This window comes from Paenibacillus sp. FSL H7-0714, assembly GCF_038003765.1.
In the GTDB taxonomy this organism is placed as follows: Bacteria; Bacillota; Bacilli; order Paenibacillales; family Paenibacillaceae; genus Paenibacillus_AQ.
The window spans coordinates 948,647-962,877 of sequence record NZ_JBBOPT010000001.1 but is presented as its reverse complement, the minus strand read 5'-3'; the positions used below and the strand labels follow the sequence as shown (position 1 = coordinate 962,877).

The window sequence follows — 14,231 nt, the reverse complement described above, 5'->3', positions numbered from 1 at the left end:
GATAGTCCATTTTGCCTTTCCATACCAAGCTTTTATGAAAGAAGGGCTAGCGATGTTCGGAACACTTTCCTATAACAAACAAAAAATGATAATCATCGTATCATTCCTTACGATCCCATTGTTGCTCCTTGCGACATTCACGTATTATCCAGCGCTTAAGCTGATCTATTACAGTTTCACCAATTGGGATGGCTATAGCCCTGAGAAACCATGGGTCGGACTTGCTAATTACCGCGAGGTCTTCTCTAATCCTGATATTTTCAAAGTATTTACACATAACTTTGCTTACTTCGCTATGGGAATTGTTCAGAACATAGTCGCCATTTATTTTGCGGTTGTTCTGAATAGTAAGCTCAAAGGGAAAAACGCATTCCGAATCTTACTTTTCCTTCCTTACATCATGAACGGAGTTGCTGTTGCTTTTATGTTTGGTTATGTCTTTGATACTACTAACGGATCTCTGAATATGTTCCTGAATAGCATCGGTCTAACCGGACTAGGACAGACCAGCTGGCTTGGAACAGAAGGACTGGTCAACTATTCTCTGGCATCCACAGGATTTTGGCGTTTCATGGGTTATAACATGGTCATCTACATCGCCTCCTTGCAGGCCATACCAAACGATATCTATGAGGCTTCAAAGATTGATGGTGCTGGACCTTTCCAAACCCTTTGGAGAATTACTTTACCGAATATGAAGCCAGTCATTCAGCTTAACTTATTTCTTACCGTCACAGGAGCACTGGAAGTCTTTGATCTCCCATTCGTATTGACCAAGGGTGGTCCTGCAGGCGCCAGCGAAACTTACGTACAGAAAGTTGTAGACACTGCATTTGCTTACAACAACTATGGTCTCGCTTCTGCCATGAGTATTATCTTGCTCTTCTTTGTCGTCATCGTACTATTAGTACAGCAACTAGTTCTTAGCCGGGGAGGAGACAAATAGACATGACAAACTCCAAATTCCACTTTACAGATGTTATTAAATACTTCTCGCTAATCATCGGCGTATTTGTCGTGCTTTTCCCTCCTTATGTAGTTATCGTAAATGCCTTCAAATCGACTGATGAATTTAACAGTAGTAGCTCCATGGCACTGCCAAAAAGCTTTTTTAATTTCGATAATTTCATTGCGGTGTTCCAACGTGGAGGTTTACTTAACGGATTTGGTAACGTATTAATTATTATAGCTATTACTTTAATTCTGAACATTCTATTTGGAACTATGGTAGCATTTGTACTGGGACGCTTCTCTTTTAAATTAAAACCTGTTGTCTTTGGTGCTTATCTAATAGCTACTATCATTCCTAGCATCACGACGCAAGTAGCCACTTTTGGTATCATCAAAAGCATGGGGCTTTATAATACACTCGGCGCCCCTATCGTGCTATATATCGGAGCAGATGTGATTCAAATTATTCTTTATTTGCAATTTATCCGTAACATTCCCGTGGATCTAGATGAGAACGCGATGGTAGAAGGTGCATCTCTTTTTAAAATCTATCGCTCTATTATTTTTCCATTATTGACGCCGGCTACGGCTACTTTGATTATCTTGAAGACGATTAGTATCTATAATGACATGTACATCCCTTATCTATATATGCCAAAACAAAGCCTGGGCGTAGTTACGACGATCCTGATGCGTTTTCAAGGGGTCAATTCGGGCGAATGGAATTTGATCTGTGCGGCCATTCTGCTTATCCTGCTCCCCACAATAATTCTATATTTCTTCCTACAACGTTACATCTTTGAAGGCGTAACCAGCGGCGCAGTTAAATAAGGCAGTTCACTTTAAGAAAGGATAACGCAAATGGTATCATTCATCCGGCTAGCCTTACGAAAAATGTGGTTGTTCCTTGCCAATCTTCCGATGGAGCGAAAACTGATCGTCGTATTTGTCTTTCTGATCTCGCTTCCAATCACTTATGTTAGTTATTTGTCCTCCCGCTCCATGTTCAATTCTGTTCTTGTGAATGCAACGGAAGGCGCGAACCAAATGACATCGAATGCCTCTGATACCATTGACCGTTATGTTGCCGATCTAAAAAGATACACAGCGCTACCGCTGTATAACACCGATGTACAATTCTACCTAACTCAGCAAAATACCGACTGGGATAAAAGTACTGGCATGGCGATGTTCCTGAGCTACTTGAAGCATACGAAGGAAGAGATCATCGCCGTGTACATGGTGGATCAGTACGGTTCTGTTTTTTATGATAGAGTCCCCGGGATCCGCGAGCTGTATCCTGAAGAACGACTAGCCGAATGGAAAACCTTAAGTGAAGAAGCTGGGGCCGCTCCTGTCATTCAAGGCAGACATACGATACGTATAAACTCCAATGTCCATAGAGAAGTTTTTAGTGTACTTCGCACCATTAATTCTGTAAGCACGCTAGATAATATAGGAATTCTCGTATTTGATGTAGACATCAACTTGTTTAAGGGGATCATTGATCCCGTAAACGCAGTTACACAAGGCAACACACTAATTGTAGATAATACCGGAGAACTGATCTATGACGGCGAAGACGCCTCAGACTCGATGCAAACCGGCGAGGGGCAAAGTCTGAACACGCAGCTTTTGCTGCAGCATGTGAATCAGCAACAGGATCATTTTCAAGTAGAAATGAATGGTCAGTCTTATCTTGCAGTGTATACTGTCTCGAAACAGACAGGTTGGACGACTATGGTTACGATTCCTTTGGCCCGTATCCTGTCACCTGTACAGAAGAATCGCAATGCTCTTATATTAACTACACTGATCATTATTGCTTTTGCACTTTGTGTTGCGACGTTCATCTCACATGCGCTGACCAAACCCCTTAAATCTTTAGTCCGTCTAATGAAACGGGTACAGCACGGTAATCTAGATGTCTGGCAGCACTCCAAATATAATGATGAGATTGGAATGCTTGGCAGTCATTTTAATCGAATGATCATAAGGGTCAAGGATCTGCTGCAGGAAGTATCCCTCACCGAGAAGCGTAAGCAGAAGGCTGATATGAGGGCACTTCAGAATCAGATCAATCCCCATTTTATTTATAATACGCTGGAGTCTATCCGTATGCTGGCAGAGAGCAATGATGACCCACGTGTAGCGAAACTCACCTATTTGCTTGGACTTCAGATGCGTTACAGTATTGTCCGAAGCGAAGAAGCCGTTACGATCAGACAAGAGCTGGATCATGTACGAAATTATTATCATCTGCTACAAATCCGGTTTCCAGATAAGTTCAATCTACACATTGATGTGCCTGAGAAATTTCTACATTTTCCTGTAATCAAGCTTGTCTTCCAACCCATTGTGGAGAACGCAGTTTTTCATGGCTTAGATCAAAAAGTAGGTCTCGGTACCTTAAGCATCACCGCATGGAGTGAGCATGGAAATGTCGTATTCTGTGTAGAAGATGATGGCATCGGTATGGATGCAGCTACCCTTCGTTCCTTAAATAATAGTCTGCAAAATGGGACTGAAAGTGAAATGTTTGGTATTGGCCTACGAAATGTGAATGAGAGGATCCGTCTGCATTACGGCAGCTCATTCGGGCTCCTTGTAGAGAGTAAGCTCGGAGTGGGTACTCGTGTTACGCTGCGCATTGAGGACATTACCTTCACTACTCATAATGAAGATGATATGAATTACAGAGAGGAGATGCTCTGATTGCTGCGTATTGCAATTGTTGACGATGAAATCCTGATCCGCGAAGGTCTGGCTCGAATGATCAGCAAAGAAAATACTGAATTTCTGGTCATCGGCACCTACTCCGATGGGAAACATCTACTTGACGAGTTACCTTCACTTCAACTTGATGTTGTGATTACTGATATTCGTATGCCGCAAATTAACGGCTTGGAATTAATTAAACAATTAAAAGGCAGTCACCCACAAATCCGCTCCATTCTAATGAGTGGATTTGTTGAATTTAATTATGCCAGAGAAGCCATACGCAGCTCTGCAGTAGACTACTTATTAAAGCCAATCGATAAGGAGCAATTATTCGAGCTGCTTTATCAATTGGAGGAAGAGCAGCAGTTCTCTCGTGACAAGGAGGTACGTCACCGTTCTGGTCTCTTACTGACCCTTCTTCAAGGCGACGAGCCCCCTTCACCTTTGCTTTTGTTGAGCCTTACTTTGCCCCAGCCTTATTTCTCAGTTTTTGTGTTCAAAGGAAGATCAAGAGAACCCGTCTGTTTTTGTGTAGACCGTCTGCGGCAAGAGATGGCATTTAGTATCGACAGCCTAGAGATTCAAAATGGACTGCATGTCTGTATCCTGTATTCTACAAAGCAACTCTCAGACAGCGATAGGAATGAAATCGGCGACAGGATCCGTATCTCTGCCAATGGTATGATACTGCATGTAGGTACTAGCAGTTCCTATAACGATACCGCCAAGCTTAGACAAGCATATCTAGATGCTAAGTTAGCCTGCAGCATCGGCATTTATAATCCTGACCGATTGCACTATGCAAATATTCAGAACATTCAGCAGTCTGAGATAAATATCCTTGAGCCTTTTAATGCGATCAAGGAACCATTAATCCATGATCTGCAGATCCTGAATATGGAGGGTGCTTTAGAGCGCGTGCATAACTTATTCTCAGTTCTGAAATCACAACAAGCTATGCCTCATCAAATTCTCCGTGTCTGTCGATGGGTTATTGAATCTGCGCAAAAAGAATTGCAAGAATTTGAGGCCCTCTACAAAGGTGCACCCTATCTTGGGCTGGATGAAAGCATCGCGTCCAGTATGAGCTTCAGTGAAATCGAGCGTAGTTTCACCAACCATTTCTCAAGCATTCTATTTGAGATCAGAGCCCATCGCCTAGAGATGTCCGGTACAGCTGTAGAAACCATAAAGCGCTGGATATCAGCCAACTATAATCAACATGCGGATCTGAACACCTTAGCGAATATGGTTTTTTTGACACCAAGCTATTTAAGTAAGCTGTTCAAACAAGAGACTGGACTTACATTAACGGACTACATCACGGAAATCCGGCTACGCAAAGCCAAGCATCTGCTCAAGAATGCCCCTGACCTAAAGATTCACGAGATTGGAGCAGAAGTTGGATATGGCGATCCTGCCTATTTCAATAAGCTTTTTAAACGTGTAGTCGGCGTTACACCCAATGAATATAAACGAATTTCTATCGTATAAGGAGTTTGATCACTTGCAATCACAGATTCACACGAGCAGCGATAATCATGAAATCACCGTCTATGACACCACAGAACTATACGGTGAACAAGGTGCGTTCCGCGTCATGCAGTTTTCCAATCAGGCCATTCAAGGTGCGCTGGATCTCAATCATCCAGAACGAATTGTGTTTGAATATCCGCGAGCCATCATTCACTTGATGGAATGCAATGCTCCCTCTTTCGAGGATGCCTTTCTTATAGGTCATGGGATTGGAACGATTGCTGGGCATTTTCTAGACAAAAGATTTAAAGTAGCTGAGCTAGACAGCGAAGTAGTCGAATTAAGCCGCCGCTATTTTGGATACATCCAAGATAACGTAGTGATCGGTGACGGACGTCAGATCCTTGAAGGTGAAGAACCACAGAAATATGATTACGTCATCTTGGATGCTTTCACCGCCGCGGGCACGCCGAGGCACTTAATCTCCAATGAATTTTTCAGCATCGTGTATTCAAAATTGAATGCCGAAGGGTATCTCCTAATGAATCTAATGGGAAAAGGTGAAAATGACCCACATATTAACGCGATTCACACCACGCTCGCGGAAGAATTCACCTATATCAAATCCTTTTCACTGCCTTCAGATGGGGCAGCGGATATCAAAAACATCATTATTATAGGTGGATTTAAGCCGATCCGCTTTCAAGCTCGCCACATGGCAGGCTTTAAAGAAATCCAGCTTGGGCAAGGATATCTTATTCAGGATTAAAGTTATGCAAATAAAAATGACCTCATCCTCCACTTCACTGTGGGTTTTGAGGTCATTTTTGGGTTGTTACTATTTGATATCCTTTACACCGGATTAGGGACAAAACTGCCACCTCGGCAATACTTCAAATAATTTAGCGCATGTACTTGTCCAGTCATTTCTAGTTCACCCTGGTAGACAGGATCATGCCAGCCTTCAATATCAATAGTTCCCTTATAGCCGGCTTGGCGCAGAATCGAGATGATATCCACCCAGTTCGTATCTCCGAAGCCAGGCGTCCGGTCCCACACATAAGGCTTAGGTCCGTGAATTCCGTATTCCTTGACGATATCCCAGGCAATAGTGGCATCCTTGCCATGTACATGGAATACCTTATTCACCCATTTGCGTAGCTGCGGAATCGGATCAATGAGACCTATCAGCTGGTGGCACGGTTCCCATTCCAGACCAAGATTGTCTGCCGGTACAGCATTGAACATTTTCTCCCAGGCTGAAGGATTGTGAGCGATGTTCCACTCTCCGGCCTGCCAGTTTCCACCCATAGAGCAATTTTCAAAAGCAATTCTTAAGCCACGATCGGCTGCCCTTTTGGACAATTCACTAAACACCTCTGCAAATCTCGGAATCGACTCGTCAATCGAAGAACCTGGAAGACGTCCAGTGAATCCGCCGATAATATCTGTGCCGAATAAATGCGCATGATCAATCAATCGCTCCCAGCTGGCGAGTGTGTCAGCGTTGTCGCCTGTTCCTGAAAGTGGATTGCCATAAATCCCAACAGAAGAGATGACAAAATCATGTTCAGCAGCCAGTTCCCTTAGTCGTGCAGCTGTTTCTACAAGATTGGTTTCACCTGTGGTCTGCCAAAAGTTCAGGTTAAAGGATTCAAAACCATGCTGAACGATTTGCGGAATCACGGTGACGGCCTCCCCGCCACGAACCAGAGTACCTATTCTCAATGTGTCTTGCATTTGGGTTACCACTCCAATGATAGCGTTTATAGTCAGTATTAAACCTTAAGTGTTTTGAGCATCTTGCAAGAGCCTCGCTTGAGCAATACCGCATCGTAGACAATATGCTGATGACCTGACCGTCCAGAAATTAGATCAAACAGAACGCCCACACTGGATAAAGCCATTTCTGTACCCGGTTGGCTGATCGTATCAAGTGAAGGATGAAAATATTCAGCCATTTCGATCCCGTCAAAGCCAATGATTGAAATATCATCCGGAATAGACAACCCTGCGGTAAGTACCGCTTTGGCAGCACCGATAGCAATCGTGTCGGAGGCTGCAAATATTGCGGTTACTCCCTTATTCCTTTTAAGCAATCTTCGCGCTGCATCAAATCCAGAGCTAGGACTGTATTCACAATCTTCCACAAGCTGTGCATCATAAGGCAAATTATGTTCTTCCAGTGCTTTTTTGTAGCCTAAATAACGCCGGTTGCCTGTCGTTTCATCCAGTAATGGGGATTTGGCTAGAAAACCAATATTCTCATGCCCAAGTGATATCAAGTAAATGGTGGCCTTATAAGCTTCCTTCAATTCATTAATGGTGACACTGGAAAAAATATCAGGGTCCACCTCTTGTGTGGAGGTGATCGTCGTCAGTACAAATGGGACCGTCAGCTGCTTGAATTTCTCTTCGGAATGATTGTAAGTTCCGCCCATGAAGATGATCCCGCATAGATTCTTTTCTTTGGTCAGCTGAATCGCCGCATTAATTTCATCCGTTCCATCCTCTACCTGATGAATGAGGAAAGGGTACCCTCGCAGATTAGCCTGCCGCTCGATTTCTTTGATCATATTAGAGAAGAACGGATTCGTAATCCCCTTAACCATAAGTGCAATGTTCTTAGACTCCGTAGTTTTTAGATTTCTCGCATTGGAATTGGGAATGTAATTGTATTCCTTAACAACATTCAGAACCTTTTCCCGTGTAGCCTTGCTCACCAGCCCCTTATTGTTGATGACCCTGGAAACCGTCGAGATGCCCACACCGGAAATCCGCGCGATATCCTTGATATTTACGTCCACTATACTCCCCCACTTATAAGTAAGGGAGCTATATGCTACTATAGCTCCCTTACACCTTTTAACGTTCTTTAGTTCACTGGAACAAACTCAGCCAATTGCTTTTCTACTTCGGCAATAACCTTGTCAATTCCTGCTTTTTTCAGTTGCTCACGGTATTCCGCTACAGCAGCTTTAGGATCTTTGCTTGTTTTACCAAGCATCAATTGAATACCAAGCTGGGAATTCACGTTGGAGATGGAAGCAATTTCTGTAGTTACATTCGATGGATCAAAGCTAAAGCCATTGTATGGATCATCGATAGCGACTTTATCCCACTCTGCAAACAAGGAGTTACGAATTGGGTTTTCTGTATCCGTAGGTACTACGAATTTGTCATTACGAAGTGACCAAGCAGCGAAACCTCCGCCGTCCGTTTTTTCGTTGAAGCCTGGAGGCTGCTTTTTAACACCATTTTCCATAACATATTGTTTGCCTTCAATACCGTTTTGGATGAGGTTGTAGTAGCTTTCGTCAGTCATGAACTTCTCGATTACCATCAAAGAGCGCTCTGGATTCTCGGAGCTCGTGCTGATTACAGTCGAGTTGTCAACGCCCATCTTACGTTTGATCTTCTTGTTGGCTTCCGCAAAGGTAAAGAATGCAGTTTCTGCCTCTGGTTGTGCCTTCAAATCTGCACCGTATTGGCCGATCCAGTCCTGAGCATGAGTCAAATAACCTGCGGAGTTTGCTGCTCTGAAGTTATCTTTACTTCCAAGAGTTGCAGACAGTACATCTTTGCCCCAGTACCCTTTATCTGCCCATTCACGCATCTTCACAGCCCAATCTTCGAATTCTTGAGTGTATGCTGGATGGAAGACGGTCTTGTAGTCCTCTGGACTTTTCGTCACAAGATTCAGTTCATTCAAAGATATACCAGGTGCGTTAAGCCACATTCCTGTAGTATCTACGAGCATTCTGAACATATTGGCCGCATCTTCAGACTTACCGTTAATTGGTGGGAAGGACTCATTGGCAACAACATTATCCATGTATTTAACCATATCATCGATTGTTGTAATTTTTTCCATGCCATATTTTTTCAGCAAGTCTACACGATAGGCATAACCATTCGGTGTATATTCGCTATAAAGACTCGGAACACCATAGATTTTACCTTTGTATTTAGTATTTTCCCATACACTAGCAGGGATTTCTGCCTTCAGCTTAGGAGCAACTTTATCGAGCATATCGGTAAGGTCCACTAGAGCGCCTTCACTAGCCAATGTGAAATAGGATACTGGTGCTCCAGGAGATGCATGAGACATATCAAACTGCTCACCAGAAGCAAATAGCAACGGATATTTCGTATTGATATCCGGCCAGTCAATATACTTCACTTCAATTGTAGCGTTAAGATCAGCCTTAAGCTTTTTGTTAATCTCAGCAAGAATCGCCTTATTTTGAACGCCTTCACTGCCCCACAGGTAGTACACCAACTTAGCTTCTTTAGAAGTATCTACTCCTCCTGTATTCGTTGAAGCTTCTGGTGCCTTCGTAGCTGCCGGATCATTACTTGCCTCGTTGTTCTTCGATGAACAGGCTGTCAATGCCCCAGTAAGCATGAGTACAGCAATTAAAGAAGACGCAATTTTTTTACCTTTCATTAGGTAAGCCTCCCTTTTCTTTTCTATTTATGAATTGCATTTATAATAAACGCGCCTTCGAAAAGGAGACGTCCATTAACCCTTTACAGCCCCAACGGTGAGGCCTGTTACGAAATAACGCTGTACAAATGGATAGAGAAGAATAATTGGCCCGGTGGCTAGCACAGCTGTAGCCATCTTGATGGATTGCGTTGGAAGATCAGCCGTATTGATAACTGCCCCCGAATTGATTAGTGTACCGAGATTCGTCTGATTGACCATTCGCTGCAAAAAGTATTGGAGTGGATATTTCGTCGGGGAGTCCATATATAACATCCCGTTGTACCACTCATTCCAAAAGCCTATCGCCGAGAAAAGCCCGATGGTAGCTAAGGAAGGAACCGCCAGCGGAATAAATATCCGCCAATAGATATGGAAGTCGCCAGCACCGTCAATGGTAGCAGATTCATATAAGGAATCCGGAATCGCCTTCATGAAATTACGCATCAGGAAGATCGACCAAGCGCCAACTACAGCCGGTAGAATCATGGCAAATAAGTTATCTTTCATATGCAGGTGCTTGACCATCAGGATATACGTTGGAATCAAGCCACCGCTGAAGAGTGTCGTAAAGTAAATTAGAAAGGAAAAGAAGTTGCGATACTTGAAATCCTTGCGGTTAAGCACGAAGCCAGCCATCGACATCATGAACAGTCCAAGGACCGTACCCACTACGGTTATAAAAATAGTGATCTTATAAGCATTTACCAATTGCGTAGAGTTGTTAAACAACAATTCGTAAGCCTTAAAGGAAAATTCTTTAGGCAGCAACTTGTAGCCCTCACGGACAATCTCCTGCTCGTTCATGAACGATGAGGAGATCATTAGTGCGAAGGGAAATACACAGAACAGTGCAAAGATACTAATGCAGATATAGCTAATCACTTTTATGATAATACTTCCGGAATCCTGTTTGATTTTTTGAGTTTCCATATTCATCACCCCTGTTTCGTGTCTGGTTTTAGAACAATGCGCTGTCAGGCTCGACCTTGCGTACAATAAAGTTAACTACTAGCACCAGAATCAGGCCAAACATGGATTGGTAGAAGCCCACCGCGGCGCCCATAGAGAAGTTGAATTGTCCCACCAGTGAACGGAAGACATAGGTATCGATAATATCCGTCTGCGGATACAGCACCGAGTTCGTACCGATCAGATTATAGAAAAGGTCAAAGGAGCCCTTGAGAATTCCACCCATACCAAACAGTAAAAGCAGAATAAAGGTTGGCTTCAGAATCGGTAAGGTCATATAACGGATCCGCTGCCAGGTAGTGGCTCCGTCCATATAAGCAGCCTCGTACAGATCATGATTAATCCCTGTGATCGTTGCCAGATAGACAATCATTCCATATCCGGTAGCGGCCCAGATCTTGAAGGCTACAATGATATATTTCCATATGCCCGGATCAGAATAAAACTCGTAACGGTCTAGCCCCATTCCAGTTAGCATCGTATTGATGAACCCGGAATTGAAATTGAATATATTGTAGGCAAACACACCGACGATAACCATAGAGATAAAGTAAGGTAGGAGAATAACGGATTGAGACACTTTCTTGAACCACTTGCCCGAGATCTCCGAAAGCATAATGGCAAACACAATTTGAATAATGTTACCCAGAGCTAGGAAGACGATGTTGTAGAGCAGTGTATTCTTGGTAATATTCCACAGATCGCCATTCTGAACCAGAAATTCGAAGTTTTTCAGACCGATAAAGTTACTTCCGAAAATACCCTTATTGAGCTTGTAATCTACGAATGCGACGTAAGCGCCAGGCATTACCGCATAGTGAAAAATAATGAAGTATAGGATTACAGGCAGCAACATTAGAAAAAGCACTTTGTTCTTAATGACTTCCCGGACAATATTTCCACCCGCAAGCTTAATTCTTGCCAATGAGCCCACCTCCAATTTGAAAGATGCATTTCATCACATGCATAACTTAGCTTCCTTTCTTGTCCCGCAACCAGCTTGAAACTGATTGCTCATCCTTTATGATAAAGCGTATCGGATGATATAGAAACGTTTCCATAATTTCTTTGAAACTCCCTGTACGAAAATCATACTCCCTAGATGTATGCGCTGTCAATTCATTTTATTTTTGTTTTTCTAGTAATAAAAATCACATTTTACAACCTAAATATAATGAATCGGCCGATTTCGCGAAGATAATTGACTTTTTATGGTCTTCGGACTAAGATCGATATGTATCGTTAATGGAAACGTTTCTATTTGTTCTTTCACAGACATGTCAGTCTTATATATGATGTCTGACAATGAACTCCCCGTTCTTATCTATATCATGTCTCATCCAATTATATTTATCTGCGTGTGCACAGCGGCGAACTCAAATAGCAAGCGCTTTCTTATTGGTATAGCACATCTATTTGTCACAATAACTTTCAATGCGCTCACGAGGAAGGTGTTAACCATGACTAAACTGTTTATCCAAGATCTTGTGAACGATATGACTCTAGAAGAAAAGCTGGCACAATTAACCCAGCTAGGCCCTCACTATTGGGGTTTGGATGATACCGTAGATTTAACCGGTCCATTCAAGGAACTGAACATTAAGCCGCAGGTAATGCAGAACATCGGAAGCGTTCTGAACGGCATTGGAGCCAGGAATGTGATTGATCTACAGACCCGGCATTTGCAAGCCAGCCGTCAGAAAATCCCCTTACTCTTCATGGCGGATGTGATTCATGGTTACAGAACGATCCTACCGATCCCGCTTGCGATAGGTTGTAGCTTTGACATGGAGGCCTGTGAAAGGTTCGCTGAAATTGCAGCCAAGGAGAGCGCAGCTGCCGGTATTCACCTCACTTTCTCGCCTATGACGGATCTTGTACGCGATCCGCGCTGGGGACGGGTGATGGAGACATCCGGTGAGGACCCTTATCTGAATGCTCGTGTAACTGAGAGCATGGTACGGGGCTATCAGGGCAAAGACCTAAAAGAAAAAGGTCGTATCGCTGCCTGTGTGAAGCACTTCGCCGGTTATGGCGCTCCCGAAGGCGGTCGAGAATACAATACGGTAGATATGTCCCTCGGCGTATTACGTGAGTTCTATCTACCAGCCTATAAAGCTGCTGTTGATGCTGGTGTAGCCATGGTGATGGCCGCATTCAATACGATTGATCGTATACCTGCAAGCGGTAATTCCAAACTTCTCCGCGGGATTCTGCGTGAGGAATGGGGCTTCAATGGCGTTACCATCGCCGATTTCAATTCCGTAAATGAACTAATCCCTCATGGCGCTGCCGAAGATGGCCGTGAAGCAGCGGAGAAAAGTCTGGCTGCCGGACTAGATATTGAAATGATGTCCACCCATTATCTAAACCACGGCGCTGCTCTCGTCGAGGAAGGCAAGCTTGATATCTCCTTGATTGATGAAGCCGTTATCCGGGTGCTAGAACTCAAGGACGCTCTCGGCTTGTTTGACAATCCATTCAAGGATGCAGATCCACTAGTAGATGAGGCGCCCACGCCGAGCGCGGAGAATTTACAAGCTGCGAGAGAGCTGGGTGCCAGCTCAGTGGTGCTGCTGAAAAATGACAATAACGCTCTGCCCCTGAAACACGGTATGAAGATTGGATTGGCTGGTCCCTTCGCTACCTCTATTCATGTGCTGGGCGGCTGGTCTGGAACGGAAAAAGACCCGGCCGTATCACTCTACAACGGCATTTCTCAAAAAACATCTGCTGCGGATATTATTACGGCCATGACTGGTGAGCTGGGAAGCATGCTAGAGGGTGTTTTTGATGTGGAGGATGAAATCGAAGAAGCCTTTCAGCGCCTAAAAGATTGCGATGTAATTCTCGCTGCTGTCGGTGAGAATCAGCAGGATACCGGGGAAGGTGGAAGCAAAACCAATTTGCGCTTGTCGACCAATCAGGAGAAGCTGATCTGGCGTCTAAAAGATACCGGCAAAAAGATTGTTACCATTGTATTTAGCGGCCGACCGCTGGAACTAAAGCCTGTTCTTGAGGCCAGCGATGCTTTGCTGCAAGCCTGGTTTCTGGGTACAGAATCCGGAAATTCATTAGCTGATGTGCTGTTCGGAGATTATAATCCGTCCGCTCGTTTATCTATGAGCTTCCCTTACTCGGTTGGGCAAATTCCTGTTTATTACAATGCCTATCAGACGGGACGTCCCTATGATCCCCTATATCCCAATGTGCGTTATGTAACCCGATATCTGGATTGCCCTAATGACCCTCTTTTCTGTTTTGGCTATGGTCTGAGCTATTCCAGTTTTGATTACAGCAACTTCAAGGTTGATGCTGCCGAGCGGGTTGTTGCCTCCATTGAGGTGGAGAATACTTCAGACATCACCGGCAAGGAAACCGTTCAACTCTATATCCACGATGTCAGCGCAAGTGTCGTCCGCCCGGTCAAAGAGCTAAAAGGATTCCGACAAATTACACTCGCAGCGCATGAGAAACAAGTAGTTTCTTTCGAGATCACTAGAGATATGCTGATGTTCTACGGAAAAGACGATCAATTGGTCTTTGAACCCGGGGAATTTGATATTATGATTGGTAGAAGCTCCGGAGACCATTTCACCCAGCGGATCTGGATCGGCTAACT

At 43.9% G+C, this 14,231-nt stretch carries 11 protein-coding genes; 6 read left to right on the top strand and 5 right to left on the bottom strand.

Features of this window, described 5'->3' with window-relative positions; genetic code table 11:
• Positions 1-52 precede the first annotated feature (52 nt).
• Genes NST34_RS04275 through NST34_RS04255 form a run of 5 tightly spaced genes read left to right on the top strand, consistent with a single transcriptional unit; the run spans position 53 to position 5,917 of the window.
• Positions 53-946 (top strand): carbohydrate ABC transporter permease, encoded by an 894-nt coding sequence (locus NST34_RS04275; protein ID WP_042185025.1) that lies wholly within the window; start codon positions 53-55, stop codon positions 944-946.
• A 2-nt stretch (positions 947-948) separates the two neighbouring features.
• The gene (locus NST34_RS04270; RefSeq protein ID WP_076283830.1) at positions 949-1,782 is read left to right on the top strand and encodes a carbohydrate ABC transporter permease; all 834 of its coding nucleotides are present in this window, start codon (positions 949-951) and stop codon (positions 1,780-1,782) included.
• A 30-nt stretch (positions 1,783-1,812) separates the two neighbouring features.
• Complete coding sequence (locus tag NST34_RS04265; protein WP_341127236.1) at positions 1,813-3,666, top strand: sensor histidine kinase; 1,854 nt, start codon at positions 1,813-1,815, stop codon at positions 3,664-3,666.
• A complete protein-coding gene (locus NST34_RS04260; protein WP_341127235.1) occupies positions 3,667-5,166 on the top strand; it encodes a response regulator transcription factor in 1,500 nt (499 codons plus the stop codon).
• Positions 5,138-5,917 carry a spermidine synthase gene (locus tag NST34_RS04255; RefSeq protein ID WP_081393042.1) on the top strand — a complete coding sequence of 260 codons (780 nt, stop codon included), beginning with the start codon at positions 5,138-5,140 and terminating at the stop codon, positions 5,915-5,917. Before NST34_RS04260 ends, NST34_RS04255 begins: the two co-directional genes overlap by 29 nt.
• A gap of 83 nt (positions 5,918-6,000) precedes the next feature.
• On the opposite strand, the gene NST34_RS04250 is transcribed toward NST34_RS04255, so the two are convergent.
• From NST34_RS04250 to NST34_RS04230, 5 genes are all read right to left on the bottom strand, one after another.
• Complete coding sequence (locus tag NST34_RS04250; RefSeq protein ID WP_076283826.1) at positions 6,001-6,888, bottom strand: sugar phosphate isomerase/epimerase family protein; 888 nt, start codon at positions 6,886-6,888, stop codon at positions 6,001-6,003.
• A gap of 38 nt (positions 6,889-6,926) precedes the next feature.
• The gene (locus NST34_RS04245) at positions 6,927-7,955 is read right to left on the bottom strand and encodes a LacI family DNA-binding transcriptional regulator (protein ID WP_149646394.1); all 1,029 of its coding nucleotides are present in this window, start codon (positions 7,953-7,955) and stop codon (positions 6,927-6,929) included.
• Positions 7,956-8,023: 68 nt separating this feature from the next.
• The gene (locus NST34_RS04240) at positions 8,024-9,598 is read right to left on the bottom strand and encodes a DUF3502 domain-containing protein (RefSeq protein WP_341127234.1); all 1,575 of its coding nucleotides are present in this window, start codon (positions 9,596-9,598) and stop codon (positions 8,024-8,026) included.
• A 75-nt stretch (positions 9,599-9,673) separates the two neighbouring features.
• Complete coding sequence (locus tag NST34_RS04235) at positions 9,674-10,570, bottom strand: carbohydrate ABC transporter permease (RefSeq protein ID WP_197071264.1); 897 nt, start codon at positions 10,568-10,570, stop codon at positions 9,674-9,676.
• A 28-nt stretch (positions 10,571-10,598) separates the two neighbouring features.
• Positions 10,599-11,534, bottom strand: a complete 936-nt coding sequence (locus NST34_RS04230) for an ABC transporter permease (protein ID WP_231573385.1) — start codon at positions 11,532-11,534, stop codon at positions 10,599-10,601.
• Between the two features lie 535 nt (positions 11,535-12,069).
• Between NST34_RS04230 and bglX the strand changes: the two genes are divergently transcribed.
• Positions 12,070-14,229: a beta-glucosidase BglX gene (gene bglX / locus NST34_RS04225; protein WP_341127233.1), complete on the top strand. Its 2,160-nt coding sequence runs from the start codon at positions 12,070-12,072 to the stop codon at positions 14,227-14,229.
• Positions 14,230-14,231: the final 2 nt, after the last annotated feature.